Annotated in this window: 24 protein-coding genes; 15 read left to right on the top strand and 9 right to left on the bottom strand. The window is 57.5% G+C overall.

Going from position 1 to position 22801, the window contains the following annotated elements:
- Window positions 1-3: 3 nt before the first annotated feature.
- Both Q7F15_RS17125 and Q7F15_RS17120 read left to right on the top strand, forming a co-directional pair.
- Window positions 4-924 carry a response regulator gene (locus Q7F15_RS17125; protein WP_171565108.1) on the top strand — a complete coding sequence of 307 codons (921 nt, stop codon included), beginning with the start codon at window positions 4-6 and terminating at the stop codon, window positions 922-924.
- 178 nt (window positions 925-1102) lie between these two features.
- Window positions 1103-2158, top strand: coding sequence for a tetraprenyl-beta-curcumene synthase family protein (locus Q7F15_RS17120; RefSeq protein ID WP_304414720.1), 1056 nt, complete (start codon window positions 1103-1105; stop codon window positions 2156-2158).
- Between the two features lie 10 nt (window positions 2159-2168).
- Here the strand turns inward: Q7F15_RS17120 and Q7F15_RS17115 are convergent, their stop codons facing one another.
- Window positions 2169-2342 (bottom strand): DUF5325 family protein, encoded by a 174-nt coding sequence (locus Q7F15_RS17115; RefSeq protein WP_304414719.1) that lies wholly within the window; start codon window positions 2340-2342, stop codon window positions 2169-2171.
- A gap of 119 nt (window positions 2343-2461) precedes the next feature.
- On the opposite strand from Q7F15_RS17115, the gene Q7F15_RS17110 reads away from it, so the two are divergent.
- Window positions 2462-3082 (top strand): PilZ domain-containing protein, encoded by a 621-nt coding sequence (locus tag Q7F15_RS17110; RefSeq protein ID WP_171565105.1) that lies wholly within the window; start codon window positions 2462-2464, stop codon window positions 3080-3082.
- Between the two features lie 101 nt (window positions 3083-3183).
- Here Q7F15_RS17110 and Q7F15_RS17105 read toward each other — a convergent pair whose 3' ends face one another.
- Entirely contained in the window at window positions 3184-3387 is a 204-nt protein-coding gene (locus tag Q7F15_RS17105) for a hypothetical protein (RefSeq protein ID WP_171565104.1), read from the bottom strand.
- 31 nt (window positions 3388-3418) lie between these two features.
- Window positions 3419-3640: a hypothetical protein gene (locus Q7F15_RS17100; RefSeq protein ID WP_171565103.1), complete on the bottom strand. Its 222-nt coding sequence runs from the start codon at window positions 3638-3640 to the stop codon at window positions 3419-3421.
- A 128-nt stretch (window positions 3641-3768) separates the two neighbouring features.
- On the opposite strand from Q7F15_RS17100, the gene Q7F15_RS17095 reads away from it, so the two are divergent.
- Together Q7F15_RS17095 and Q7F15_RS17090 are read left to right on the top strand one after the other, a co-directional pair.
- Window positions 3769-4026 carry a hypothetical protein gene (locus Q7F15_RS17095; protein WP_304414718.1) on the top strand — a complete coding sequence of 86 codons (258 nt, stop codon included), beginning with the start codon at window positions 3769-3771 and terminating at the stop codon, window positions 4024-4026.
- The gene (locus Q7F15_RS17090; RefSeq protein ID WP_304414717.1) at window positions 4023-4925 is read left to right on the top strand and encodes a PQQ-dependent sugar dehydrogenase; all 903 of its coding nucleotides are present in this window, start codon (window positions 4023-4025) and stop codon (window positions 4923-4925) included. The genes Q7F15_RS17095 and Q7F15_RS17090 overlap by 4 nt, the downstream gene beginning before the upstream one ends.
- 468 nt (window positions 4926-5393) lie before the next feature.
- Here the strand turns inward: Q7F15_RS17090 and Q7F15_RS17085 are convergent, their stop codons facing one another.
- A complete protein-coding gene (locus Q7F15_RS17085) occupies window positions 5394-7094 on the bottom strand; it encodes a sigma-54 interaction domain-containing protein (RefSeq protein WP_304414716.1) in 1701 nt (566 codons plus the stop codon).
- A gap of 238 nt (window positions 7095-7332) precedes the next feature.
- Here Q7F15_RS17085 and Q7F15_RS17080 point away from each other — a divergent pair, with 238 nt between their 5' ends.
- From Q7F15_RS17080 to brnQ, 3 genes are all read left to right on the top strand, one after another.
- Window positions 7333-8253, top strand: coding sequence for a proline dehydrogenase family protein (locus Q7F15_RS17080; RefSeq protein WP_230077779.1), 921 nt, complete (start codon window positions 7333-7335; stop codon window positions 8251-8253).
- 195 nt (window positions 8254-8448) lie between these two features.
- Window positions 8449-9378 carry a DNA-3-methyladenine glycosylase 2 gene (locus tag Q7F15_RS17075; protein WP_304414715.1) on the top strand — a complete coding sequence of 310 codons (930 nt, stop codon included), beginning with the start codon at window positions 8449-8451 and terminating at the stop codon, window positions 9376-9378.
- A 152-nt stretch (window positions 9379-9530) separates the two neighbouring features.
- On the top strand, window positions 9531-10880 hold the full coding sequence (brnQ, locus tag Q7F15_RS17070; RefSeq protein ID WP_304414714.1) for a branched-chain amino acid transport system II carrier protein: 1350 nt from the start codon (window positions 9531-9533) through the stop codon (window positions 10878-10880).
- Here brnQ and Q7F15_RS17065 read toward each other — a convergent pair.
- A complete protein-coding gene (locus Q7F15_RS17065; protein WP_171565097.1) occupies window positions 10877-11800 on the bottom strand; it encodes a DMT family transporter in 924 nt (307 codons plus the stop codon). The two genes, brnQ and Q7F15_RS17065, sit on opposite strands and share 4 nt — an antisense overlap.
- Window positions 11801-12222: 422 nt before the next feature.
- Here Q7F15_RS17065 and Q7F15_RS17060 point away from each other — a divergent pair, with 422 nt between their 5' ends.
- From Q7F15_RS17060 to speE, 3 genes are all read left to right on the top strand, one after another.
- Window positions 12223-12645 (top strand): acyl-CoA thioesterase, encoded by a 423-nt coding sequence (locus Q7F15_RS17060; protein ID WP_368509264.1) that lies wholly within the window; start codon window positions 12223-12225, stop codon window positions 12643-12645.
- A gap of 132 nt (window positions 12646-12777) precedes the next feature.
- Entirely contained in the window at window positions 12778-13485 is a 708-nt protein-coding gene (locus tag Q7F15_RS17055; RefSeq protein WP_171565095.1) for an HAD family hydrolase, read from the top strand.
- A gap of 86 nt (window positions 13486-13571) precedes the next feature.
- Window positions 13572-14435, top strand: coding sequence for a polyamine aminopropyltransferase (gene speE, locus Q7F15_RS17050; protein WP_171565094.1), 864 nt, complete (start codon window positions 13572-13574; stop codon window positions 14433-14435).
- Window positions 14436-14448: 13 nt separating this feature from the next.
- Here speE and Q7F15_RS17045 read toward each other — a convergent pair whose 3' ends face one another.
- Together Q7F15_RS17045 and Q7F15_RS17040 are read right to left on the bottom strand one after the other, a co-directional pair.
- A complete protein-coding gene (locus tag Q7F15_RS17045; protein WP_171565093.1) occupies window positions 14449-15354 on the bottom strand; it encodes an ABC transporter ATP-binding protein in 906 nt (301 codons plus the stop codon).
- On the bottom strand, window positions 15354-16037 hold the full coding sequence (locus Q7F15_RS17040; protein WP_212132658.1) for an ABC transporter permease: 684 nt from the start codon (window positions 16035-16037) through the stop codon (window positions 15354-15356). Before Q7F15_RS17040 ends, Q7F15_RS17045 begins: the two co-directional genes overlap by 1 nt.
- Window positions 16038-16183: 146 nt before the next feature.
- Here Q7F15_RS17040 and Q7F15_RS17035 point away from each other — a divergent pair, with 146 nt between their 5' ends.
- Window positions 16184-16903: a response regulator transcription factor gene (locus tag Q7F15_RS17035; RefSeq protein ID WP_268255218.1), complete on the top strand. Its 720-nt coding sequence runs from the start codon at window positions 16184-16186 to the stop codon at window positions 16901-16903.
- Complete coding sequence (locus Q7F15_RS17030; RefSeq protein ID WP_304414713.1) at window positions 16900-18708, top strand: sensor histidine kinase; 1809 nt, start codon at window positions 16900-16902, stop codon at window positions 18706-18708. Before Q7F15_RS17035 ends, Q7F15_RS17030 begins: the two co-directional genes overlap by 4 nt.
- 158 nt (window positions 18709-18866) lie before the next feature.
- On the opposite strand, the gene Q7F15_RS17025 is transcribed toward Q7F15_RS17030, so the two are convergent.
- Entirely contained in the window at window positions 18867-19751 is an 885-nt protein-coding gene (locus tag Q7F15_RS17025; protein WP_171565089.1) for a YitT family protein, read from the bottom strand.
- Between the two features lie 217 nt (window positions 19752-19968).
- On the opposite strand from Q7F15_RS17025, the gene Q7F15_RS17020 reads away from it, so the two are divergent.
- Together Q7F15_RS17020 and Q7F15_RS17015 are read left to right on the top strand one after the other, a co-directional pair.
- On the top strand, window positions 19969-20724 hold the full coding sequence (locus Q7F15_RS17020) for a DUF2087 domain-containing protein (RefSeq protein WP_212132680.1): 756 nt from the start codon (window positions 19969-19971) through the stop codon (window positions 20722-20724).
- A 25-nt stretch (window positions 20725-20749) separates the two neighbouring features.
- A complete protein-coding gene (locus Q7F15_RS17015) occupies window positions 20750-21091 on the top strand; it encodes a GIY-YIG nuclease family protein (RefSeq protein WP_171565088.1) in 342 nt (113 codons plus the stop codon).
- Between the two features lie 165 nt (window positions 21092-21256).
- Here Q7F15_RS17015 and Q7F15_RS17010 read toward each other — a convergent pair whose 3' ends face one another.
- Window positions 21257-22588, bottom strand: a complete 1332-nt coding sequence (locus Q7F15_RS17010) for a glycoside hydrolase family 10-like protein (RefSeq protein WP_249179024.1) — start codon at window positions 22586-22588, stop codon at window positions 21257-21259.
- Between the last annotated feature and the right edge of the window lie 213 nt (window positions 22589-22801).

The raw sequence follows: 22801 nt of genomic DNA, 5'->3' as shown, positions 1-22801 counted from the left end.
GACATGCGCTATTTTATTGTAGATGACGATCCGGCCATCCGTTCGATGCTGGCTCACATCATCGAGGATGCAGATCTGGGGGAAGTGGCCGGTGAAGCGGAGGACGGTTCGCTGATAGACAAAAACTACCTGGAGTTGAAGGGAGTCGACATCCTGCTGATCGACCTGTTGATGCCGAACCGCGACGGGATTGAGACGGTTCGCCACTTGTCCGGCTTTTCCGGCCGCGTCGTGATGATTTCCCAGGTCGAATCCAAAGACATGATTGCGGAGGCGTACTCCCAGGGCATCGAATACTACATCACCAAGCCAATCAACCGACTGGAGGTGATCAGCGTCCTGCAAAAGGTGCGGGAGCGCATCCTGCTGCAGCGCTCCATCGAGGGCATCCAGCGATCGCTCAGTGTCTTGACCCAAGGCGCGGGCGGCGAGCGAAAAGAGCAGCCAGTGCCGGACAGGACGATCCGCACGGCGGGCAAATTCCTGCTGACGGAATTGGGGATGATCGGGGAAAGCGGCAGCAAGGATTTGCTGGACATGCTGGACTACCTCTACCGGATGGAAAAAGAAGAAGCCGGCGATTACAAGTTTCCCGCCCTGAAAGACATCTTTGCCAGCGTGGCTGCGGAGAAATTGGGCTGGCAGGCGGCGGCCGCCGACGTGCAAAAAGAGGTAAAGGCTGCGGAACAGCGGGTGCGCCGGGCAATCTATCAGGCGCTGACCCACCTCGCGTCACTCGGGTTGACCGACTACGCCCACCCGAAGTTTGAAAGCTACGCGACTACCTTTTTTGACTTTACCGAAGTGCGCAAACGGATGAAGGAGTTGGAGACCCATATCGAACCGGCTCCGTCGTCCATCCGGATCAACGCAAAAAAATTCATCCTGGTGCTGTATCTGGAGGCCAAACGGCTGATCGGATAGTTTGCCTTTCCCCGCATGGCGTTCTTTCCTCCGTCCATTCTTCCGTTCATGCCTGGTGGCAGAAGGTGTTCCCCTTCTTTTCGGAAGGTGTGAAGAAATTGGCACGCACGCGGCAACAATGAGGAGAAGAGAGGGTATTTGTGGTAAGATAGTGCTATGTGTATAAGGAGGGAATGACGTGAGGGAACTACGACATCCGTGGCAGCTGTTGTACAGGATCTACCGTCATGTTCGTCCTGTGCTGGAACGGGAGTTTGCCGCCTGGTACCGGCGGGCGCAGACGATTCCGGACCCGGAACTCCGCAAGCAGGCGCTGTCCAGCATGGAGACCAAAAAATTCCACTGCGAGGGCGGGTCCGTCTACGCCGCTCAGGTGGTCCCTCACGTTGAGGTCGTCGTACCGCTCATCGTAGCCTACCAAACGATCAGCGATTACCTGGACAATCTCTGCGACCGCAGCACGTCGCTCGATCCCGAAGACTTCCGGCAGCTTCATCTGTCCATGCAGGACGCCTTGACACCCGGTGCTCCGCTGCAGGATTACTACCGGTTTCACAAGGAAAAGGACGACGGGGGTTTTTTGGCCGACCTCGTGCTGACCAGCCAGCGCCATGCCCGGCAGCTTCCCGGCTACAGCAAAATCATGCCGCGCGTGCTGGAACTGTCCCGCCTTTACAGCGACCTGCAGGTGTACAAGCACATCGCTCCCGATCAGCGGGAGAAACAACTGCTCGCCTGGTGGGACGGGCACAAGGAGCGGCACCGGGATCTGTACTGGCAGGAGTTTGCCGCCGTTACCGGATCGACCATCGGCATCTTTGCCCTGTTTTGCCTGGCGACGGAGCCGCACGTCCCGGACGAAGAGATCGAGGCGGTCACCGCGGCTTACTTTCCATGGGTGTGCGGGCTGCACATCCTGCTGGATTACCTGATCGATCTGGAAGAGGATCGCTTGGGCGGCGATCTCAATTTTGTCAGCTATTACGCCTCGGAGCAGGAAGCGACGGAGCGGATGCGGTACTTTATACAACAAGCAAAGGCAAGCGTCGACCACTTGCCCAATCCTGCGTTTCACCGTATGATCGTAGACGGCTTGGTCGCCTTTTACCTCGCCGATCGCAAGGTAAACCGGAGCCAGCCGCACATTTACACCATTGCCAGAGAGCTGTTGAAACAGGCCAAGGGGTTTACTTCCGTGCTGTTTTACGTGAACAGCCTGCTCGTTCGGCGTTGAGGCCATAGGGTCAGCGCATGTGTTTGCGCTTGTAGGTAAAGCCGAGTCCCATCAGGACGATCGCCCCGACGATTCCGACCACCACGCCGAGCCAACTGCGTTCACTGATGGCCACGCCTACTCCGATGAAGCATGCGGCCACGGCAAGTGCCAACGCCAATGTAATCCATTGATAACGACTCATGGGTTCTGTAACCTCCTATCTGTCAATGTTCCCATTATACCTCATTTTCCGTGAAAACGATCGCGTGAGTCTTTCCGGAAAAGCCGGCAAATTTTTGTGTGAAGTGGTGGAGACTGCAGATGGAATGCATCTTGCAAATTCGAAAAGGCAAGCAATTATTTGAAGGCAGCGTTATCTATGAAGAGGGCGACCTCATCGAGGCTGTCTTTCCCGACCAGGTGGACGTGACGGTGGGGGACCAACTGCCTTGTGTGCGAACCAGCGACTACGACACCATCAACAATTTTGAGGCGGTGGTGCTGGCAAAAGAACGCAATCGTCTCTTTCTGTTCCACTCGCCGACCGTCATGGAATTTCGCGAGCAGCGCCGTCGATATCCGCGGTTTGACATGGACGTCCAGGGATGGGTCCAGTATCAGTCCGTCGATTCCGCAGCGCCCAATGCCTTTTTCTATCAAAAGGTGAATCTCGTCAACCTGAGTCTGGGGGGATTGGCGATCCGCGCCAACAAGCCCGTTCCCGACGAACGGAAGCTGTGCTTCTACGTGGAGCTGTACGGCCGCAATCGCGCCGATGGCATCGTTCAGGCTGACCTGCAGGTGATCCACGAGCGTGTCGAGGGACCGCATTACTTCTACGGCTGCAAAATTGTCGGCATTGGCTCCAGATATTTTCACACGTTGCGCAAGTACCTGCTGCAGCGGCAGTTGGCAGAACGGAGGGTGGCTCAACCGGAATAGCGGAATGCAAATTGGTTCTGACAGGGAACCAATTTTTTTCTGTCTGCCTAAAAGAGAAGGTTAGGGGGCCGGCGCCCCTCATGGGAACGCCGGTCCGCTTGTCAACGGCTTTGACGAGACTTGCCATCTGCACCAAAGACATGCCGGAGCATGGTGTACCGGACAGCAGAGACGCTGCGGAACACGAAGGCAACGTGATCCTCGTGCGGCTCCAGATGGTAACGCGTAATGCCGTGGCTGGTCAACACCCGGATGAAGTGCACCGCGTCCTGGAGACGAACGGCAAAGTACAGATGCTTCGTCATGGCAATCACCTCCTTTCCGAGAGAGAGGTCATTACACATGCGGATACGGAAGGCCGTCAAAGCCGAATGTCCGGAAAACAAGTTGGTATTGGCGTGCGGGCAACTCCGGAAACACCAGGGCTACGTAGCCGTCTGGGATGCTGATGATGCGGTGTGTCTCTTCCAGCACAAACGGAATCCGCAGGCGGATCAATTTGCGCGTATAGCGGGGAAGACGACTTTTCCGCACCAAGTAGAAGCAGGAATGCACCATGAATCACGCTCCTTCCGAAAGGGAGCGTAGCAGAAAAGGCTGGAAAAAAGTATAAAAAGCCTGCGGGAGTTTTGTTCAGGAGGCGGAATGACCAAACTGACTGAGAAGATGGCTGTCGGAGGGATGAGATGAGGAAGTGGATGATGGCAGCTGCTGCGGCTATCGCCTTGACGGCTGCCGGCGGGTGTGAAGCAAATAACGCAGAACGGCAGGAAAGACCAGCTGTGGAACCGGTCGTCGCGGCGCCCCGTCCCACGGTGCTGGCGGATGAGGAGGTGCCGTATACGCCGGAGACGCTGGCAGACAACGTGAACGTGCCCTGGGCGCTGGACGTCGCCCCGGACGGGCGCATCTTTTTACAGAACGGCCAGGGAGCGTGCGCGTGATCCAGCAGGGCAGGCTGCTTCCGGAACCGCTTATCACCTTTCCCGCGCCGTTCACGAGCGAAGGGGAAGGCGGTCTGTTGGGGCTGGCCGTCGATCCGGATTTTGCCGCCAACCACTGGCTGTACGTGTACCACACCTATCGTCAGGGAGACAGCACCTACAACCGTGTCGTGCGGCTGCGGGAGGAGAACAATCGGGCACGGGTGGACAAGGTGCTGATCGACGGGATTCCGGGGGACGTGATTCACAACGGCGGACGACTGAAAATCGGCCCGGACCGTCGGCTGTACATCACCACCGGCGATGCCCGCGTCCCGGAACGGGCACAGGACCTCTCCAGTCTGGCGGGGAAAATCCTGCGCCTCAACCTGGACGGTACGATACCGGCAGACAATCCGTTTCCGCAATCACCGGTGTACAGTTGGGGTCACCGCAATCCGCAGGGGATTGGCTGGAGTCCGTCCTCTGGCCGCATGTACAGTTCGGAGCACGGCCCTTTCGCTCACGACGAGCTCAACCTGATCGAGCCGGGGGGCAACTACGGCTGGCCGGTCATCCAGGGGGATCAGCAGGCTGCCGGTATGACAGCGCCGATCCTGCACAGCGGCGACACCACCTGGGCCCCTGCGGGAATGACATTTGTGACCAGAGGCCCGTGGCGAGGACGGCTGTTGGTCGCCAATTTGCGCGGTGAACAACTCCTGAATGTCGCCCTGGACCCGGGGAACCCTTCTGTCGTCCAATCGTTTTCGGTGTTTTACCAAAACAAATACGGTCGGCTTCGCGATGTCGTGGAAGGGCCGGACGGTTCGCTTTACCTCCTGACCAGCAACCGGGATGGACGCGGTGAGCCTGGGCCCGGAGACGACCGCATCATTCGGCTGAGACCTGGACGTTAGCTGCTTCGGTGCGGCGATGATCGACAAAAATGCCCAATCGTTTATGATTGGGCGTTCAGCGTGTAGACAAGTCCGCGGCGCATGGGAGAGCGGGCCCGCTCGCTCGCTTGACGCCCAGCACAGAAGCGAATGATGTCCGCTCCAAAACGAGACGCGGGCAGGGGACAAACATCTGGGTATTTCGAGGAAGTGAGACTTGTGTCCCCTGTTGATTCCCGCGTCTTCGTTTTTCCGCTGAGTAGGTCGTCAAAGGAGCTCGCTTGGCCCATCCCGCCATGCGATGCACATTGTCTTCCGCTTCGGTTGATGAATGGGCAGGCCTTTCGGCCTGGAAATCATTTTTTGTGGACGCTAACTCAATGAACCGTTTGTCTTCAGTCTGATGCCCAATCGTTTATGATTGGGCGTTTCTTTTTGCAGCAGGCAAGCAGATGCGATCATGAACAGGTACTAAGCTGCAGCGTCCCCTTACCGCTCATGGCTGATCCCGTACTTTCTCATTTTGTTGTACAGCGTGCCGCGCGAGATGCCGAGCAGGTCGGCCGCCGCCTTTTTGTTTCCGTAGGTGCGATCAAGCGCGGCCAGGATGCGTTCCCGTTCCGACAGGGCCGAGTCTGGAGCGAACGGGTAGCCCGCCGGTGAAGTCTGGGAAACGGGCGCATACGGGGGTGTCAGCGGCACGGCAGGCGGCGCTGCCAACGTCAGGGAGCGGATGGCGGAAGGCAGGTGCTCCGGCAGAATGACACCTCCTTCCTGCAGGATGGACAGGCGCTCGATGACGTTGCGAAGCTGGCGGATGTTGCCCGGCCAGGTGTGGTCAATCAGGGCCTGCATCACGTCCGGAGTGATGCGCGGGACAGGCTGATCGTTGGCGATGGCGTACTCGTGCAGGAACAACTGCACCAGCTCGGGAATGTCCTCACGCCGCTCCCGAAGCGGCGGAATCTCCAGCGTAAAGACGTTCAGACGGTAGTAGAGGTCTTCGCGAAAGCGGCCCTCCGCCACCATGTGTTCCAACTGGCGATTGGTAGCGGCGACGATCCGGGTGTTGACGGTGATCGGCTCGGTGCCGCCCACGCGGTAAAACTGCCGCTCCTGCAGGGCGCGCAGCAGCTTGACCTGCAGTTCCAACGGGAGTTCGCCGATTTCATCCAAAAACAGCGTTCCGCCGTGGGCCAGTTCCAGCTTGCCGGGCTTTCCCTTTTTCTCCGCTCCGGTAAACGCTCCGCCCTGGTAGCCGAACAGCTCGCTTTCAAACAGCGCAGCCGGGATGGCCCCGCAGTTGATGGCGATAAACGGCTTCTCCCGCCGTCGGCTGGCCTGGTGGATGGCCTGGGCGAACAGTTCCTTGCCCACGCCGCTCTCGCCGTAGATGAGGACGGTAGCGTCCGTCTGAGCCACCTTGCGCGCCGCTTGAATCGCCGATTGAATGGCTGCGGAATGTCCCTTGATCGTGAAAAACGGGTCGTCGGCCGCCTGAAAGCGGCTCATCTCCTGTTGCAGATTGTGCAGGTGGGCGGTGGTGTGGGACAGTTCCTCGTTGAGCCGCACCAGTTCGGTAATATCCTGTTCGATGGATATCGCGCCGATAATATCCCCTTCCTGCCGGATCGGGGCGGCGTTGATCAGCACGTGCCGGTCCGGCCGGGGGATGTGGTAGACCCGCTGCACCGAGGTGCCCTGCTTGAGCGCGTCCAGAAGGCGGATGGACTCGCTGTCGAAATGGGCGTCCAGCGGCGTGCCCACCACCTGCGCGCGGTCGATTTCGTAAATGTTCTCGGCAGCCTTGTTCCAGTAATGAACCACGTTGTGCATATCGACAATCGTAATGGCCTCGCTCATCGTGTCCAGCAGCGTGTGCAGCAGGGCGGACTGGTTTTGCGCCAACGTGACGAAAGCGCTGAACAGCCGATGAGCAGTCACCAGGCCGGAGGGAGTGTTTGCCTCGTTGAGCGTCACCAGATCGGGCACAGAGGGGCGTTTCCAGGCAAGCAGCTGTTCACCCGCCTTCAGCAGCGTCTCCTTCTCCGGGACGACGAGAACAGCAGCGTCGCGATCGCCGAGGTGCAGCACACCTTCCGTTTCGCCATCACGTATACTGACAGCAGCGGAGCCGATTGGCTCGGCCAGACAAGCCAATGGACAATCGAGAGAAAATAACGGTTTCAAAAAATCACTTCCTATCCAAACTAAGAAGTACACGCATGGTACAGGCCAACCACCGGATGGGCAGTGTTTTACCTTGTAATCAAAAGTGTACAAGAATGGACACAATCTGTACATATGTGTGTAATTTCCTGTGTGTCAGCAAGCTGAATCGCTGGCATCTGTCCTGTTCATCCCGTTTGGCACGATTCCTGCTAGGTATATGGACACAGATCCCTGTTGAGGAGGAGACCGATTTCTCATGGAACAACTCATGAAAGACTTTTTCCTGTTCCTGTCCAAAAACAAGACGCTGAACGCTGCGGCGAAAAAGTGGGGCCTGCGGTTCGGCGCGAGCCGCGTCGTCGCCGGTGAAACGATTGCCGAAGCGATCAAAACCGTTCGCCAGTTGAACCAAAAGGGGCTTGTCTGCACGCTGGACCACCTGGGCGAGTTCGTCTACAGCGTGGAAGAGGCCAACGAGTCGGCAGACTACTGCATCAAAACGCTGGAAGCGATTCACCAATCCGGCGTGGACTGCAACCTGTCGCTGAAAATGACCCAGCTTGGCCTGGACATCAGCCGCGATCTGTGCATGAACAACATGCGGCGGATTTTGGACGCAGCCAAGAAAAACGGCAACATTTTCGTGCGGATTGACATGGAGGACTACGCACACAACGAAGTGACGCTGGAGATTCTGGACGAACTCCTGGAAGACTACGACAACGTGGGCACCGTCATCCAGGCCTACCTGTACAAGTCCAGCGAAGACGTCGAAAAGCTGAAAGAAAAGAAGGTCAACCTGCGACTGGTCAAAGGGGCGTACAAGGAATCGCCGGAAGTGGCTTTCCCGAACAAGGCAGACGTCGATGAAAACTACAAGAAGATCATCAAGCAGCACCTGCTGAACGGCTGCTACGCCGCGATCGCCACGCACGACGACAACATCATTGCCTACGTGAAGCAATTGGAAAAAGAGTACAACATTCCGCGCACGCAGTTTGAGTTCCAGATGCTCTACGGCATTCGTCCGCAGTCCCAGATCGAGCTGGCGCGCGAAGGATACACAATGCGCGTCTACGTGCCGTACGGCAACGACTGGTACGGATACTTCATGCGCCGTCTGGCCGAGCGTCCGGCCAACGTGGCGTTTGTGATCAAAGGGCTGTTCAGCAAGTAAGAAGCCGCCAAACGATCCTCGCCTGCCCCGCGTTGGGCGGGCGAGGATGTTTTTTCCCACAGGCATGGTTCAGGAGTCCTTTTACGTTTTGTTGCCGTGTTGTCACCAACCGTGTGACATACGGCCTTTTTTGGTGTAGGCTGGATACAAGCACGACGGGCTGGATGTCCGCGCAGAGAGGAGCGATGTGTGTCGATGGATGGTTCCATAATTGCCGTGAAACCGCCGTATTCGTTTGAACGGCTGCTGAAGAGGCTGGAAACGCACCCGGACCCGCAGATGCAGGTGGAGGCGGAAGCGCGAATGATCCGCCGCGTGTTTCGCGTCGGACAGCGGCCCGTGGTGGCGGCCCTGCATTTTACCGGGGATGTGGAACAACCGGCGATCACATGGCGGACGGATGCAGCCTTGACCGCCAGTGAAAAGATGGCGCTCGAAGCGACGATCCGGCACATGTTCAGTGTCGACGTGGACCTGGAGCCGCTGTACCGGCACATGCGGCAGGATGATGTCCTGCGCCCGCTGACGGAGCGCTTTCGCGGGCTTCGCTTTCTGTTGGACGCCGACTTGTTTCAGTCGATGGTCCGGACGATCATCGGACAGCAGGTGAATCTGCCGTTTGCCGCTGCTTTGACCCGTCGGTTGCTGGAGTTGGCGGGAGAGAAGCTGCAGGACGATCAAGGCCGCACTTATTTTGCTTTTCCCACGGCCGAGGCGGTCGCCCGCCTGGAGCCGGCAGAACTGCGGCCGCTGCAGTTCAGTCAGCGCAAGGCGGAATACATCATCGACTTCGCCCGCGCCGTAGTGGATGGCCGTGTCGATCTGGACAGTTTGTGGAGGATGGAGGACGAGGAGATTTTTGCATATCTCACACCGCTGCGCGGTATCGGCAGATGGACGGTGGAGTGCCTAATGATGTTTGGCATGGGCCGGCCGGATCTGCTCCCCGCGGCCGACATTGGACTGCGCAACGGCATCCAGTTGGTGTACAGCCTGCCGGGCAAGCCGGACGAACAGGAAATCCGCCGGATTGGCGAGAGCTGGGCACCCTGGCGCAGCTATGTGTCGCTTTATGTGTGGGAAGCGGTCGGCGCTGTCAAACGAAAGGAAGATCAGAACGCATGACGCCTCTGGGCGTCTTTTTTTGTCATTATTTGGACTTGAAAAAAACGAACGTAAGGTATATAGTTAACACTCGTGTGATACCTGAGCGTTTCACAGGGACTTTAAAAAATTTCAAAAAATTTCAATTTACCTGAGAGTTGGGGAGGAAAACCATGAGAGAATTAACCCATAGAGAAACCCTGACCATCGGGCTGATGCTGTTTGCCCTGTTCTTCGGAGCGGGCAACATGATCTTCCCGCCGGCCTTGGGGCAAGCCGCGGGTACCCATGCATGGGAGGCCATGGCCGGGTTTATCATCACTGGTGTGGGGTTGCCGCTCCTGGGTGTCATTGCCACCGGGATGAGCGGAGGAAATTTGCAGATGTTGGCGGGCCGGGTTCACCCGGTATTTGGCGCCGTATTTACCGTTGTCGTCTATTTGGCCATCGGGCCGTTTCTGGCGATTCCTCGGACCGGAACGGTTGCCTTCGAGATGGGCGTGCTGCCGTTTCTCCCTGAAAGCGCGAAGACGAGCTGGGTGCCGCTGTTTCTCACCACACTGGTCTATTTTGCCGTCACCTTCTGGCTGAGTTTGCGTCCTTCCAAACTGGTGGACCGCATCGGAAAGGTGCTGACGCCGGCCCTGCTGCTGATCATTGCCGTGATGTTTGTCCAATCGTTCCTGCATCCCATTGGATCAGCGGGCGAGCCTGCCGAAGCGTACCAATCGGCGCCGTTCTTCAAGGGCTTCGTGGAAGGGTATCTCACCCTTGACGCCCTGGCTGCGCTGGTGTTCGGCATCGTTGTCACGTCCGCGATCGAGGACCGCGGCATCACCGGACGCAAAAAGCTCGGGTGGGCCACTGTCAAGGCGGGAGTGATCGCCGCCACCGGATTGGCGCTGGTCTATCTCGCCCTTGCGTACCTGGGGGTGACCAGCCACTCGCTGGGTCAGTCTGAAAATGGCGGGCAAATCCTGACAACGGTGGTTCAGCACCTGTTTGGCGGGAAGGGACTGCTGCTGCTCGGAGCCGGTGTCATACTCGCCTGCCTGACGACGTCGGTCGGTCTGGTGACCGCCTGCAGCCATTTCTTTTCGGAACGGCTGCCGGGCGTGTCCTACAAAACCATGGCGCTGATCCTGAGCCTGTTCAGCGCGGCAGTGGCCAACGTCGGCTTGACCCAGTTGATTGCCATTTCCGTTCCCGTGCTGCTGATGATCTATCCGATCGCGATTGTGCTGATGCTGCTCTCCTTCCTGCATCGCCTGTTCCGCGGATACTCGGAAGTGTACGTCGGAGCCACCATCGCTACCGCAATTATCAGCATCGTCGATGGGCTCAAACAGTTCGGGCTTTCGCTTGACGGGATCACGTCGGTATTTGCACACCTTCCGCTTTACAACGAAGGCATCGGCTGGCTGCTCCCCGCAGTATGCGGAGCTGCGATCGGCTTCCTCGTGGGATGCGTTCGTCAGCCAGGGGGCGCGAAATACCAGGAAACAACAAGCGGCACACCCTAATGGGGTGTGCCTTCGTTTTTCTCGTACGATTCCGCTTGCTGCAGGTTGGACAGGGCGACGCCGCCAAAGATGAACGCGGCTCCCGCAAAAAAGCCGAGGCCCAGATGCTCGTTCAACAGCAGCCAGCCGAGCAGCGCGCCCACGACTGGCTGGATGAAGAAAAATCCTGCCCCGCTGCCCGCCTGCATCAGCTCAAATCCTTTGTTCCACAGGTAAAACGCCCCCGCCGTGGAGATGATGCCGATGTAGAGCACGCCGGCCCAAATCTCCCAGCCGAACCCCCAGGTGACGGGCGTCACCGACAGTTCCCACACCATCAACGGACTGGTAAAGATGATGCCAAACAAGGCCACGTAAGTCGTCACCGACAGGGATGAGTAGCGGAGCGTCGCCTTTTTGCTCAACACCGTGTACAATCCCCAACTGACCGCCGCCAGCAGCAGTATCAGGTTGCCGATCAGGGACGATTGGGCATCAGCCTCGTCCGGGACGCCGATCACGATCAGCACGCCCACGGTGGCCAGCAGGATGCCGGTCAACTGCCGTCCATTTATCCGTTCCTTCAACAGCCAGACGGCAAACAGGGCGATGAAGGCGGGCGACGCCGAGGTAATCAGCGCTCCCATGTGGGCGGTAGAGAGTTTGGTGCCGACAAACTGGGCGGCAATCGAAATCGTGACGCCGACAAACGCGACGGTCATGATGAGCGGAAAATCCCGTCTCGCAATAAACTCCCGCCGCGCTGCGACAAAGGCGCCCAGTACCACCAGCGCGATGGTGAAGCGGATGATCAGGAGCGTAAACGGCGGAATTACATCCAATACCACTTTGCTGACGACGTATACGCCGCCCCAGATAGCGGCGGCAAGCGTGAGGCACACGCCTCCAATCAACTGCTGTTTCCACTGTGGATTCATCATGTTAGCCCCTCCCGGAAATGTGGTGTGTTGCGTGTCGCGTGCCGGGGGGACATCCGAGGATCGTTCCCGCACCGGCTAGGTGAGGGGAACGCCGGGTACATCGCATTCAAACAGGGTACGTGCCATTGTGTTTCACCTCCCGGAAGATGGGAAAACGTCCGGCTGCCTGCGCACCGGCGCATCACGCCGATCCGGCCGGCGTGCAACCGGTGTGGTAACCAAGCTGTCCCAACGCCCGCCTGACAGGGATCAGGTCCCTTTCAGCGTGCGGTTCCCTCATGTGTCTGTACGCTTTCATTATAAGGAATGTGAGAAGAAAAAACAGCAGAATCCTTCTGAATATTGCGAATGAATATTCACTCAGCGGCGGTCATTCGCTATACTGGAAAAAAGACAGGCGAAGGAAGAGAGGGGCGATGGGGATGCTGCATCTGTTTGATCTGGTCGTTCGTTCGACCGACATCGACGTGATCGGGCACGTCAACAACGCCAAATACCTGGAGTACATGGAGTGGGCCCGGTTTGACTGGATGTTTCAGCAGGGGTTTACGTTGGAGGAGCTGAAGCGGCGGCAGATCATGCCGGTCGTGGTCAGCATCCAGATCAACTACCGCAAGGAACTGCGGATGCTGGAGCAGGTGCAGGTGCGCACTTCCGTGGTGAAAATCGGGGAGAAAAGTTTCGTCATCCGCCAGGAGCTGTACAATCAGCAGGACGAACGGGCGGCAGACGCCGACGTGACGATGGTGATGATCGACACGGTTGCGCGACGCTCGGTCCCGCTGCCGGACGATCTGGCCCGCGCGCTGGCTGAGGCGATGCCGAGCGGGCAGACCAGCGGATAACCAACAACATGGTCAGCCTGACAACAATGGCCTCTCCATTTTACCCGTTTTTCTTCTACAATGGGTAAGATGGGGGCTGTTTTTTTGCGCACAACCGGCGCATCGATGAAACGCTTGCAAAGGAGGAGGGCCATGCCGGACTTTCAGCTGATCTTGTTTGATTTGGACGACACGCTGTTTGATTTTTCAGCTTGCTGGGAAAAGGGCATGCGGCAGACGATCGCATCCCACCCGCTGACGATCGGGCTTGACCCCGATGCCGTGTACGAGGCGCTGCAGCGGCACAGCGACGCCTTGTGGGCGGACATCCGGGAGAAGCGGATCAACTTTGACCAACTGCGCCGCCTGCGGCTGTCGCGCACCCTCGCCGAATTTGGGCGCCGGGCGGAGACAGACCGGCTGGACGACTTTCAGGAGCAGTATGTGGCCGCCTGCATGGCAGCCGTCGTTCCCGACCGCGCCGTTCAGTCGCTGCTGACGCAGCTTGAAGAACGGTACACCCTGGCAATTGTCACCAATGGACCTGCGGACATGGCGTTTGAAAAAATTGAACGCCTGGGGCTCACCCCCCTCTTTCCCGCTGAGAGGGTGTTCGTCTCCGAGCAGATTGGCTGGCACAAGCCGGACCGGCGCATTTTCGCGGCTGTACTTGAGCGCTTGGGGGCTTCCCCGGCGGAAGCGCTGTTCGTCGGGGACAACTGGACAGCTGACATCGCCGGCGCGATGGATGCAGGCCTCTCGGCAGTATGGCTGAATCCCGCCGGCGTGCCGCCTGCTACGGATCACAAGCCCCTCGCTGTGATCAAACGGTTGGAAGAGCTTTGGGAAATTGTCGCCTGAGGGGGGGCAGCGCGCGCATCCTTGAAAATCATTCGATTTTTCGATAGGGTGATAATGATTCTATTTGTTTTTCAGGAGGGTGAGAAATGAGCGTATTGCCCAAGTTTGTTCAAAACAGCGCCGGTTCGTGCTGGCTGACCGAGAACGAACGGGAGAACCTGATGATTCGTTACCGGATTCGTGAAGTGATCCACGAGGAACAGTCAGCGTTTCAGCATGTGATGATTCTCGATTCCTACGATTTTGGCCGGATGCTTGTCTTGGACGGAGTTGTGCAAACAACATCAATGGATGGATTTATTTACAATGAAATGATTGCCCATGTGCCGCTGGCGTTTCATCCCCAGCCTCGCCGCGTTCTGGTGATTGGCGGTGGAGATTGCGGGGCGGCCCGTGAAGTGTGCAAATATCCGGAAGTGGAACAGGTTGATTTGGTGGAGATAGACGAGTGCGTTGTGCAGGTGTGCAAACAGCATCTGCCCGAAGTGTCGGGCGGCTTGTCGGACCCCCGCGTCCGTTTCCTGTATCGCGACGGGGTGGAGTTTGTCCGCGAGATGAAAGATACCTACGACGTGATCATCGTCGATTCGTCCGATCCCATCGGCCCGGCGGAGCAGTTGTTTTCCTATTCGTTTTACGAGCATGTGCAACAGGCGCTGAAAGCGGACGGGCTGATGGTCTGCCAGAGCCAGTCCCCCATCTTTCACGCCGATGTGATGGGGCAGACGTACCGCAACATCAGCCAACTGTTTCCGATCACCCGCATGTACACGGCAGTTGTGCCCACGTACCCGGGAGGCTTGTGGAGCTTTACCCTCGGGTCGAAGACGTACGATCAGCCGGTAGCCGGGCGCGTCTCCGGAAAGGATACGCGGTATGTCGATGAGGGCATCATCCATCAGTGTTTTCATCTGCCGGTCTTTATAAAGCAAACGTTAGGAGAGGGATAATCCCTCTCCTTCGTCATTCCTCGAGAAAAATGCGCTCCAGGGACGGCTCCTCCACGTGGACGCCGTAAATGTCCACGCGGGCCTGCACCAGCGCCCGCACCAGCGCAGCCACGTTCTGGTCGTCGTCCACCTGCAGGGAGAACCGGCCCTCTTCCCACTGAAGATGGCGGCCGATGCATTCGGCGAAGGCGACCAGCTCGGGCTTCTGTTCTGCGGCCAATTGGGAGTGGCGGACACGGACGGTGCGCCAGGAGCGATGCGCCGCCTGCAGTTCAGCCAGACTGCCCAGGGAGGCAATCTTCCCCGCCTTCATAATCGCGATCCGCGTACAGATTTTTTCCACCTCATGCAGGTTGTGCGAGGTCATGAATATGGTTTTTCCCTGCTTGTGCAGCCTGAGCAGCAGTTGCTGAATCTGCAGCGCCGACTCCACGTCCACGCCGGAGGTCGGCTCGTCGAGAAACAGCAGCTCCGGATCGCCCGCCAGCGCCTGGGCGATGCCCAGCTTTTTCTTCATCCCGAAGGAAAACGTCTTTGCCTTTCGTCCGGCGTGTTCCGCCAGACCGACGTCCTCCAGGATGCGCTCGCACTCCTTTTTGCTGAGACGGATGCCTTTGACCCGTGCCAGATAGCGCAGGTGGTCCAGAGCCGTCAGTGAGTCGTAAAAGGTGGAGTAGTCGGGCAGGACGCCGATCCGCCGCTTCCAGTCATCCGGCTGGCCGACGCCGTCAAACATGCGGATCGTACCGGAAGTGGGGCGGATAATGCCCGTCAGCATGTTGATGAACGTCGACTTGCCAGCCCCGTTTTTTCCCAAAAACCCGAAGATTTCGCCGGCGTTTACGGACAGGGTGACGCCGTCGACGACCGTTCGCTCGCCAAAACGCTTGGTCAACTGGTTGGTTTCCACGAGTGCCACTAGCAATCCCTCCGTTGAAACAGATAGACGGACGCACTGAGAAAGAGCAGTGCGTACAGCCAGATGACGCCGGTGAACGCGCCCCCTTTTTCGATGTAGAAGTAGGGGGTCAGATAGCCGATCCACTTCGCCGTGGCATGGGAGGAGACGAGCGTCCAGAGGCCGAGAAAGGGCAGTCCCAACCCCAGGACGATCCCCGCAAACATCGTGTAGCTGGGGCGCGGCACCGCGATGGACATCAACAGCGCGAGGGACGTGCTGTACACCAACAGTGTCATGCACTGCCACAGCGTGTTGGCGTCAAACGTGCGGACGGAGGCGAACAGGACGCCAAACGTGACCAGCATGCAGCACGTCCAGAACAGCAGGACACCGAACCATTTGCCGAGCACGATGCTCGCCCGCGAGGTACGGGTAAGCAAAAACCGGATCGTCCGGCTGGACAGTTCCCGGTTCATGATGTCATGGGACAGGCCAAACACAAACAGCGGCCCGAAAAGCATCACCAGCACGAACACGCCCAGCGCATGTCCGTGCGCCAGCTCCTTTTCCGAGAATATGTCTGCTACCTGATTGACCAGATCGGAGACCCAATAGGAGATCCCGACGATCACAGCGACGGTAATGAGCGACTTCACGCTCCGCAACAGACGGGTACACTCTTGAAAGCAAACTGCCCACATGTTGATTCCTCTCCTTTCACGATTCAGTGTAAAAGGAGAGCCTTATTTCTCCCCAATCGCTTCCTTATCGTTTTCTTAAACATGTCGGTCGTCACCCGCCCGCGCTCCATCACGTGGTATGATGAAAACACAAGGAGGGAACGGCTGTGGAACACCAAGCGCACATATTGCTGGTCGATGATGAAGAAGCGATTTTGCAGATGCTCAAAACCGTGCTTGAAAAAGAGGGGTTCCGCAACGTGGACACCTGCACGCGTGCGGAAGAGGCCATCCGGCTCATCGAGAAGAAGGCTTACGACCTGCTGATTCTGGACGTGATGCTGCCGGACAGGAGCGGGTTTGAGCTGTGCACCGCGATACGGCAGCGAACGCAGGCGCCGATTTTTTTCCTGACCGCCCGCGACTCCGATTATGACAAGCTGAGCGGCTTTGCGTACGGAGCGGACGATTACATCACCAAGCCGTTTCATCCGCTGGAAGTGGTGGCGCGGATGAAGGCACACTTGCGCCGGACGCTGTCCCAGTCCAGGGAGCAGCCATACGATTCCGGCCGCGTATACGATTTCGGCCGGTTTCAGGTAAACGTCGCGGCGGCCGAACTGATCGTCGACGGCAAGCCGGTGGAATGCTCCGCCCAGGTCTTTCGCCTGCTGCTCTTTTTTTGTGAGCGTCCCAACCGCGTCCTCACCAAGCAACAGATATACGAGCACGTCTGGAACGAGTACGGCTTCTTTGACGAAAACACGGTCATGGTCCACATTCACAAGCTGCGGCAGAAAATTGAAGAAAATCCGAGCCAGCCGAAATACTTGGTCACGGTAAGAGGCTTGGGCTACAAACTGGTGGCTGACGGGAGGAAGCGATGAGGCTGCGCCGCAAAATGATCGTCCATCACTTCCGCCAGCTGCTCCTGTTTTTTGTGGTGCTGATCGTCGTGCTGGTGATCTCGCTCGCATTGTTAGGCTACCAGCTCACAAAAAGGGAAATGGCAACCGATTTAAGCCTCCTCAGCGCCAGCGACTTGTCCTTGTTCTTCATTGCTGTGGACAAAAATGGCGTCCGCGTCGACGAGGACGTGGAGCACAGCGTAAAAAATCAAAACGGCTGGCTGCAGGTCATCGACAGAAACGGCGAAGCGGTCTACGCCTACAACTGTCCGCCTGATGTGCCGCGCCGGTACACGCCGGGCGAACTGGTGGGGCTTGCTCAGCCCGAAAGCGGCTTTCCGCATCACACCCGTATCTGGACGATCCGGTCGGGAGAGGAGAGCTATTTGGTGCTGTACGGCACCCCGGCGCCGGAGGTTCGGCTGCTGCATCTGGTGCTGCCGCGGGAGGCCGGTGAAAATGCTGTCTCCCGTCCGGCGCCAGGGAGCGAAGTGCAGGAGGCGTTTCGCCAACACAACGCCTGGCTGGCCGTGTACGACAGACAGGGGAGCCTTGTGGAGCAGTGGAACAATCCGCAGGCGGCCAAACGGCTGGAGGCGGCTGAGATACTGCAGGCGGAACAGGAGCGGAGAAGCCGGCCGGTCAATATCATCAGCCGCTACGATGAGGCTACCGGCCGCACGTTTGTTGTCGGCGTCCCCAATCCGCTCTACCGCCCCGGCACCTCCGCCGCCGAGAACAGCGATCGCCTGGTGCAGGAGGCGTTGTTAAAAATCGTGCTGATCCTGGTGCTGGTTGTGCTCGCAGCTGCTCTGTGGTACGGGCGCAGGGTGGGTCAGCCGCTCTTGCACATGATGAACTGGCTGGAACAGTTGGCAAACGGACGCTATCAAGAACCGACAGGCCGAAACGGCAGGCTCGTGGGCACCACACGCAGGGGCAGGCGGAAGAAGTCGTTTGCCGTGTTTCAGGACATCTTTGACGCTCTGCAGCATTTGACGGTCGTCCTGAGCGACAGCGAACGGCGGAGAAAGGACATGGAACGGACCCGGGAAGAGTGGATCACCGGCCTGTCCCACGATTTGAAGACGCCGCTCAGTTCCATTTACGGCTACGCGGCCATCCTGGAATCGGACCAGTACGAATGGGGGCCCGGCGAGATTCGCCGGTTCGGCGGGATTATTCGGGAAAAGGCCGACTACATGACCGGGTTGATCGAGGATTTGAACCTGACGTACCGGCTCAAGAACAACGCCCTGCCGATGGTGAAGAAAACAGCGGAGATCGTGGAACAGGTGCGGCGCATCGTCGTCGATACGGTCAACGACCCCGGGGCGGAGCGGCACGTCATCCGCTTTCAACCGGAGGTGGCGTCGCTGTTGGGGCAGGTGGACGGCAAATGGTTCCGGCGGATCGTCGCCAACGTCCTGGCCAACGCGGTGAAGCATACGCCGCCCGGAACCAACGTGCTGGTGTCAGTCGGACCAAACAGCGGCGGCGGGTTTGTCGTGAAGGTGGCAGACGACGGCCCGGGAATGGACGAAGAGACGAAGGAAAACCTGTTTGAACGGTACTACCGGGGAGGTCACACGCAGGAAGACGCCAGCGGGTCCGGCCTGGGCATGGCGATTGCCAAGCAGTTGGTGCTGGCGCACGGTGGAAAGATACGCGTCGAGAGCGAACCGGGCAGGGGGACGACAGTGGCGATGCTGTTTCCGCCCGCCGATGATCTGAAGGAACGGGACGAGGTGAAACAGGAGCGGGTGATCCGCTCTGGATGCTGAATCTGTCTCCGCAGGCATTGGAACAGGCGAGCCGGGTGGTGTCGATGCTGCCGCAGAAGACGGGCGGACTTACAAATCAAATTATAAAGAATACAAGACAGGAAAAAACGAAAACCGTGCCCCTCTGCACCAGCAGGCACGGTTTTCCTGTCAAACGGTTAGTGAATATCCCTCTTTTTAAACTGCCCGCCGCGAACGTCGTGAATGTTGCCGACGGCGAGAAATGCGCCGGGGTCCACTTCCTCGACAATCAGCTTCAGCTTGGCTTCCTCCAGGCGAGTGATGATGCAGAACACCACTTTTTTGTCGTCGCCGGTATATCCGCCTTCTCCGCGGAGGTACGTTACACCCCGTCCCAGCCGGGCGACGATGGCGTCTCCAATTTCCTTGTAGTTGTCGCTGATGATCCAGACCGATTTGGAGCCTTCAAACCCTTCAATCGTCAAATCAATCATCTTAAAGGCGATGTAGTACGCCATCAGCGAATACATGGCACGGTCCCAGCCGAACACGAAACCGGCGCTTCCGAGAATAAACACGTTGAAGAACATGACGATCTCACCGACGGAAAACGGTGTCTTTTTGTTAAACAGGATCGCCACAATCTCCGTGCCGTCCAACGATCCTCCGTAGCGGATGACCAAGCCCACACCAATGCCGAGAATGATGCCGCCAAATACGGTTGCCAGGAGCGGGTCTTCCGTCAACGGACGAACGTCGTGCAGCATCGTGGTTCCTATCGACATGGCTGTAACGCCCAACAGCGTTGAAATTGCAAACGTTTTTCCGATTTGTTTATAGCCGACGATCAAAAACGGCAGATTGAGCAGGAACAGGAACAACCCGAGCGTCCAGCCTGTCAAGTGGGACAAGATGATAGATATCCCGACTATTCCACCGTCAATGATGTGATTTGGGACCAGAAAGATTTCCAGCCCGACGGAGACGAGGCCAGACCCGATCAGGATGAACAGCGCCCTCTTGAGCAGTTTGCCGAGGGTCAATTTTTTATGAGTGGCATGTTGTTTGAGCGTTTCTTCCATTCATTCCCCTCCTACGATAATAATTATGTTTTTATTATACCATTAACTGTCCAATCGCTTGCGCATTTTCAGATATGTTCAGAATAGAAAAAATAGACGGAGACACGATCTTTTCTCCGTCAGCCTGCGAATGGATACAAGCACACCTTGACAAAATTATAGACAAAACAATAAAATGTCTATAAAAATATAAACAAAACAAGGGTGTGTTTGTGTGATTGGCGTATCGGAACTGTTTTGGAACGCCTCGTTGGAGGAATTGAAACGCGGGTACATTCTGCAGGACGACCATGTTGTATGCCTGCTTTGCGGCAAGCGGCTGGAGAAAGGCGTCGTCTATCCGGCTGACGGCGTTTTCTATGAAGCGGAGCGGTATATGCGCGTTCACATTGAACAGGCGCATCAGTCCGTGTTTGACTACCTGATCCGGCTGGACAAAAAGCTGACCGGCCTGACGGACCATCAAAACCGTCTGCTGCGCCTGTTTTACCAGGGAAATAGCGACGCGGACGTGCAGAAGGAGCTGGGCATCGGCAGCGCTTCCACGATCCGGAATCACCGCTTTGCCTTGAAGGAGAAGGAGCGTCAGGCCAAGGTGTTTTTGACGTTGATGGAGCTGTTGAAAGAACGGGACAAGTACGCGCCGACCTTCATTGATGTGCATCACACCGCCAGAATGGTGGACGATCGGTACAATGTGACGCTGGACGAGTACGACAAGTTATTGAAAAAGTACTTCCCGGCAGGAACCGATGGATCATTGAAGACTTTCCCCTCGAAGGAAAAACACAGACTGGTGGTGCTGCGGGAAATCGCCAAGCGGTTTCAGCCTGAGCGCATCTACACGGAAAAAGAAGTCAATCAGATCTTGCAGGCGGTGTATGACGACTACGTTACCGTCAGACGGTATTTGATCGACTACGGGTTTCTGGATCGAAAGGACGACGGCAGCCAATACTGGCTGAAAGCGTGATTTTGAGGGAAAGGAAGAGATACCGATGGATCGACGAGCGGAACTGAAACAACTGTACAAGGAAATGAAGACTGAGGCGGGTGTCTACCGGATTACCAACCGACAAAACGGGAAAGTGTTCATCGGCAGCACCATGAACCTGAAGACCATAAACGGCACGCAATTCCAGCTGAATTACGGCAGTCACAAAAACAGTAAGCTGCAGCAGGAGTGGAACGAATACGGGAAAGACGCCTTTGACATTGAGGTGGTGGAGCGCCTGGAAGTGAAGCAGGACAAATACCAGGAGACCAAGGACAAGCTGAAAAAGCTGGAGGAAACCTGGATGGAAAAGCTGCAGCCGTTTGGCGAACGGGGCTATCACTAGGGGGGCGGCAACCGCCGTTCCCGTCAAAAAACAAGGATCGTTGCGGGATGTCCGCACGATCCTTGTTGATTTTTCCGCAGGTTGTCTACAGAGGCACTATGTGTGTCAGCAAAGCCGTCGGCTGCAGGTGACGTGAACCGCGCCGCTTCGGCTCTTGGCCCGTTGTTACGGGGTTTGCGCCGCATAGTACTGTTTCAGGCTGGAACCCACCCCTGCGGTATTGTTCAGCAGCGTTTTGGCGCTGAAAAAGATGCTGCCTTTTACCTGGGGATACGCCTTGTTGAGTTGGAGCTGCTTGATCAGCGCATCGCTGGTCGCCCAGTCGGTCGTGTTGCTGCCCACGCGGTACGCGGCGTGACCGATGTAGAGTTTGACGGGGGTGCCGTTTGTTTCCGCCGCCCACCAGTGGACGAGCTTGTCGTACGCGGCCGGCTTGTACCCGATGCTCCAGTAGAGCTGAGGCGCTACGTAATCGAGCCAGCCGCTGCGAATCCACGTGCGGACGTCGGCGTACAGGTTGTCGTAGGAGCTTTGGCCGTTCGTGTCCGAACCGGTGGGGTCGTCCTTCGCGTTGCGCCAGATGCCGAACGGGCTGATCCCGAACTCCACCTGCGGCTTTACGCGTTTAATCGACTGGTACAGGTCGCGGACGAAGGTGTTGATGTTGTCGCGGCGCCAATCGCCTTTATTGGCAAATCTCCCTTGATTGTAGGCGGCATACGTCGCATCGTCCTTAAACGCTTCCTGCCCGTACGGATAAAAATAATCGTCCAGGTGCACGCCGTCAACATCGTACTTGTTCACCACTTCCAGAATGGTGGCGATCACGTGCTGCCTCACTTCCGGAATGCCCGGGTTGAAGATCAGTTGGTTATTGTGAGGCACGACCCAATTCGGATGCAGTCTGGCGGGGTGATTTGCCGCCAGTTTTCCCGGATCTTTGTTCGTGCTGGCCCGGAACGGGTTGAACCAGGCGTGAAACGCCATGCCGCGCTTATGCGTTTCTTCGATCATGAAGGCGAGCGGATCATAGCCCGGGTGTTTTCCCTGCGTGCCGGTCAGCCATTTGGACCAGGGAACGAGAGCGGAAGGGTAGATGGCGTCCGATTCCGCTCTCACCTGGACGATGATGGCGTTCATGCCGGTCGCTTTCAGCTCGTCCAGCAAGCGTATGTACTCCTGTTTTTGCGCGTCGATGCTCAGGCCCTGTTTCGACGGCCAGTCGATGTTGTACACCGTGCTCACCCATGCGGCGCGCATCTCCTGCTGGGACTGGTTCACAGCGGTGCTGCTCCCCTCGGCACCGGCGTTCGGATTGATGACAGGTTGCGGAGCCGTTCCATTGACGATGTCCGGCGGGGCTGTCGGGGGAATCGATTGGCTGACGGCAGCATTGGCGGTCACCCCTGTGCTCGTCTGCGGCTGAGCTGCCGTTGCGATCGGCTGCAGCCCAAACAGCAGGAGGAGCAGACTCATCAGCAAGCGGTATCGTTTCAATTCACAATCCTCCTTATTGCGTGAAAAATGTTCCCGTACACGATCTGCCGTGTAGGCGGAAGAAATCTACCAATCTAGTAGACGTTTGAGAGAGACATTCGTTGCTTTCGGACTGCAAAAAACGGCAAAGATGGGTCTTGTGTCCTATGGTGATCGTTTCCTGGTTCGGCACATGTTTCACGGAAGACTTGATGGCGTTGATCGTACCGCTGG

This window comes from Brevibacillus aydinogluensis (assembly GCF_961514395.1).
GTDB classification, from domain to species: domain Bacteria; phylum Bacillota; class Bacilli; order Brevibacillales; family Brevibacillaceae; genus Brevibacillus; species Brevibacillus aydinogluensis.
The sequence above is the reverse complement of the archived record's forward strand: the minus strand, read 5'-3'. Positions and strand labels throughout refer to the sequence as shown.

Coding starts and splice junctions, on each gene's coding strand:
- speE (WP_171565094.1), top strand. CDS start 13,572: ATGAGCGTATTGCCCAAGTTTGTTCAAAACAGCGCCGGTTCGTGCTGG.
- Q7F15_RS17125 (WP_171565108.1), top strand. CDS start 4: ATGCGCTATTTTATTGTAGATGACGATCCGGCCATCCGTTCGATGCTG.
- Q7F15_RS17040 (WP_212132658.1), bottom strand. CDS start 16,037: ATGTGGGCAGTTTGCTTTCAAGAGTGTACCCGTCTGTTGCGGAGCGTG.
- Q7F15_RS17060 (WP_368509264.1), top strand. CDS start 12,223: ATGCTGCATCTGTTTGATCTGGTCGTTCGTTCGACCGACATCGACGTG.
- Q7F15_RS17065 (WP_171565097.1), bottom strand. CDS start 11,800: ATGATGAATCCACAGTGGAAACAGCAGTTGATTGGAGGCGTGTGCCTC.
- Q7F15_RS17055 (WP_171565095.1), top strand. CDS start 12,778: ATGCCGGACTTTCAGCTGATCTTGTTTGATTTGGACGACACGCTGTTT.
- brnQ (WP_304414714.1), top strand. CDS start 9,531: ATGAGAGAATTAACCCATAGAGAAACCCTGACCATCGGGCTGATGCTG.
- Q7F15_RS17080 (WP_230077779.1), top strand. CDS start 7,333: ATGGAACAACTCATGAAAGACTTTTTCCTGTTCCTGTCCAAAAACAAG.
- Q7F15_RS17095 (WP_304414718.1), top strand. CDS start 3,769: ATGAGGAAGTGGATGATGGCAGCTGCTGCGGCTATCGCCTTGACGGCT.
- Q7F15_RS17030 (WP_304414713.1), top strand. CDS start 16,900: ATGAGGCTGCGCCGCAAAATGATCGTCCATCACTTCCGCCAGCTGCTC.
- Q7F15_RS17075 (WP_304414715.1), top strand. CDS start 8,449: ATGGATGGTTCCATAATTGCCGTGAAACCGCCGTATTCGTTTGAACGG.
- Q7F15_RS17025 (WP_171565089.1), bottom strand. CDS start 19,751: ATGGAAGAAACGCTCAAACAACATGCCACTCATAAAAAATTGACCCTC.
- Q7F15_RS17100 (WP_171565103.1), bottom strand. CDS start 3,640: ATGGTGCATTCCTGCTTCTACTTGGTGCGGAAAAGTCGTCTTCCCCGC.
- Q7F15_RS17105 (WP_171565104.1), bottom strand. CDS start 3,387: ATGACGAAGCATCTGTACTTTGCCGTTCGTCTCCAGGACGCGGTGCAC.
- Q7F15_RS17015 (WP_171565088.1), top strand. CDS start 20,750: ATGGATCGACGAGCGGAACTGAAACAACTGTACAAGGAAATGAAGACT.
- Q7F15_RS17110 (WP_171565105.1), top strand. CDS start 2,462: ATGGAATGCATCTTGCAAATTCGAAAAGGCAAGCAATTATTTGAAGGC.
- Q7F15_RS17115 (WP_304414719.1), bottom strand. CDS start 2,342: ATGAGTCGTTATCAATGGATTACATTGGCGTTGGCACTTGCCGTGGCC.